At 68.1% G+C, this 2,748-nt stretch carries 3 protein-coding genes; 1 reads left to right on the top strand and 2 read right to left on the bottom strand.

Annotation, left to right across the window (positions count from 1 at the left end):
• The coding region (locus K9U41_RS22450) for a hypothetical protein (protein ID WP_282643057.1) at nt 1-224 on the bottom strand (224 nt) is incomplete at its 3' end.
• A gap of 187 nt (nt 225-411) precedes the next feature.
• On the opposite strand from K9U41_RS22450, the gene K9U41_RS22445 reads away from it, so the two are divergent.
• Nucleotides 412-1,617: a lytic murein transglycosylase gene (locus K9U41_RS22445; protein WP_282643058.1), complete on the top strand. Its 1,206-nt coding sequence runs from the start codon at nt 412-414 to the stop codon at nt 1,615-1,617.
• A 289-nt stretch (nt 1,618-1,906) separates the two neighbouring features.
• On the opposite strand, the gene K9U41_RS22440 is transcribed toward K9U41_RS22445, so the two are convergent.
• Nucleotides 1,907-2,748, bottom strand: an 842-nt coding sequence (locus K9U41_RS22440) for a multicopper oxidase family protein (protein WP_282643056.1), incomplete at its 5' end; no start/stop codon positions are given.

Genomic DNA, 2,748 nt, shown 5'->3' with positions numbered 1-2,748 from the left:
GGAGGGGGCCGGGGGAGCACCTGTTCCGGCTCTATCGAGAGGAGCACCTCAAAGCGCGACGCGGCGTTGAGGCTGGCCGCGGACAAGGTGTCGGAGGAGATCGGCCGGATGCGCGCCAGATGCTTCTGCATCGCCTCCACCGAGGTCGTGCCCAGCCGCCGAGCGAGGTGGTGCGGTGGGTGATGCTCATTGTCGGATGTCCATGGCGAGATCCGCGTTGCCATGGCGTGCGGCTCCGGGCACGCCTGATCCGCGGCGACCCGGCAACGCTCGGAGCCCGGGCGGGAGTTGCGCACGGGCGGTCCGCGGTGCGCCGCGTTCACGGCTGAACCGCTCCGTGCTAGGGTCGCCCATGCATCATTCCGCAATTGAAACGTGAGCGGTTCCTTGCCCTCCGGTTGCCGCACCCTCATCCTCGCCCTGCTGCTTGCGGCGCTGGCATTGCACGCCCCCGCCCGTGCGGCGGACGCTGCCTTTACGCAATTCATCGCCTCGCTCTGGCCGCAGGCGCAGGCGGCCGGGGTCTCGCGGGAGACGTTCGAGCGCGAGACACGGGGCCTCGAACCGGACTACAAGCTGCCGGATCTGGCCCTGCCGGGACGGCCCGCGACCGGCGCGTCGGCGCAGGCGGAGTTCGTGCAGGTGCCGGCCAATTATGTGAAGGAAGCCACCATCGCGCGGCTCGCCGCCGAGGGGCAGCGGCTGATGCAGAAGCATCGGGCCGCGCTCGACCAGATCGAAAGCCGGTTCGGCGTGCCGGCAACGATGGTGCTGGCGCTGTGGGGCCGCGAGACCGACTACGGCCGCTACACCTCCCCCCATGACACGCTACGCGTGGTGGCGACCCAGGCCTATGTGGGCCGCCGCAAGGAGCAGTATCGCGATGAGTTCATCCTCGCGCTGAAGATCCTCGGTGACGGCGCGGTGACGCGGAAGGACTTCCGTTCATCCTGGGCCGGCGCCACCGGCCTTACGCAGTTCCTGCCGTCCGAATACTACAAGCATGGCGTCGATCTCGACGGCGATGGCCGCGTCGATATCTGGCATTCGGTGCCGGATGCGCTGGCCTCCGCCGCCAAGCAGCTCGCCGACAAGGGCTGGCAGCCCGGGGTGCGCTGGGCCTACGAGGTCCGTGCGCCGGCGAATGCCGACTGCACCCTGGGCGTGCCCGAAGTGCAAAAGTCCATCGGCGAGTGGCTGCGCGCCGGCTTCGCGCCGGTGCAAAGGCTCTCGGCCGCCGATCAGACGCAGACGGCTTCGCTGCTGCAGCCCGAGGGCAGCTACGGCCCGTCCTTCCTCACCACGAAGAACTACTTCGTGATCAAGCAATACAATTTCTCCGATCTCTATGTGCTGTTCGTCGGCCATCTCTCCGACCGCATGGTGAACCCGCAGCGCTTTGCGACGCCATGGACCGCCTCGACGCAGCTGCGCACGAAATCGGTGGAGGCGATGCAGAAGCATCTGGCCCGCACCGGCCTCTACACCGACAAGATCGACGGCAAGGCGGGCATGCTGACCCGCGCGGCGCTCGGTGCTTACCAGAAGTCGGCCGGACTGAAGGTGGATTGCTGGCCGAGCGAGGCGGTGCTCCAGTCGATGGGCGCGGCGCGATAGCGGCTGGGAGGCCATTTGGGAGCGCCCGGCGGACGCTTCCAGCCTCTCCGCCCATGCCTGCGGTGGGCCGTCCAGGACGTTTGTGGATGCCATCCATAGTATGACGGAAGTGGATTGGCTTAAACTATATTAGCTATCAAAAAACAATATTTGCGTTTCCAGATTTGATTGATATGGCGCGGACACGCCTGAATCTCCTGTTGGATGCCCGTCGCCCCCGCCATTCTCGCCCGCGCCGCCGACCGGCCCGGCACGGGTTTACCTTCGCTTCTCCTTGCCGTGGAGTGGTTCAGGCCACCTTCACCACCGCCATCATCCCGGTGGCCATGTGGTAGAGGTGGTGGCAGTGCAGGAACCACTCGCCCTTCGGCCCGGCATCGAAGGCGATGGTCACGGGCATGTGCGGCGGCACCATCACCGTGTCGCGCAGGGCGCCCGCGATCCGCCGCCCGCCGATGCCCACGACCTGGAAGTGATGGCCGTGCAGGTGCATGGGGTGGCTCATGCCGGTGGGATTCATGAAGGTCATCTCCACCCGCTCGCCCTGCTGGACCGTGAAGGGGATGTCCTCCCCATGGATGCGGCCGTTGATGGTCCAGCGATAGCCCGGCTCCTCGCCCAGCAGGATGGGGAAGGCCGTGTCCGGCACCCGCGCCGCAAGCGGCTTCTGCGCCGAGAGCCGTTCCTCGAAGGCGAGGTCCATGAAGCCCTGCGGGAGGTCCGCCGCCTCGGCGAGGCGCGAGATGGCCGCCCCCGCCGTCGCCAGCACGAGGCCGGTCCGACGGGTCGAGGCCTCCACCTGCGCCAGCACCGGAAAGGCGCCGCCCGCGGCCGGGATCTCCACGAGGAGGTCCATGCGCTGGCCCTGGGCGAGCGGAAAGGCATTCGCCGCCACGGGGGCACAGGGCGTGCCGTCCACGGCGATGCAGCGGGGCTTCAGGCCCGGCACGGTGAGGAAGAAGGCGGTGGCGGTGCCGCCATTGATGATGCGCAGGCGGACCCGGCCGCCCTTCTCCACCCGCACCACCTCCGGATCGGCGAGGGTGCGGCGGTTGGCGAGGAAGGCGTCGTAGACAACATCGTTGGCGTGCACCATCATGCCGCCCCCCATGCTTCCGCCCGGCATCGCCC

Source organism: Xanthobacter autotrophicus, from assembly GCF_029991245.1.
GTDB lineage: Bacteria > Pseudomonadota > Alphaproteobacteria > Rhizobiales > Xanthobacteraceae > Xanthobacter > Xanthobacter autotrophicus_C.
Note: the sequence above shows the minus strand (reverse complement) of the source record. Positions and strands in the feature narration are given on the sequence as shown.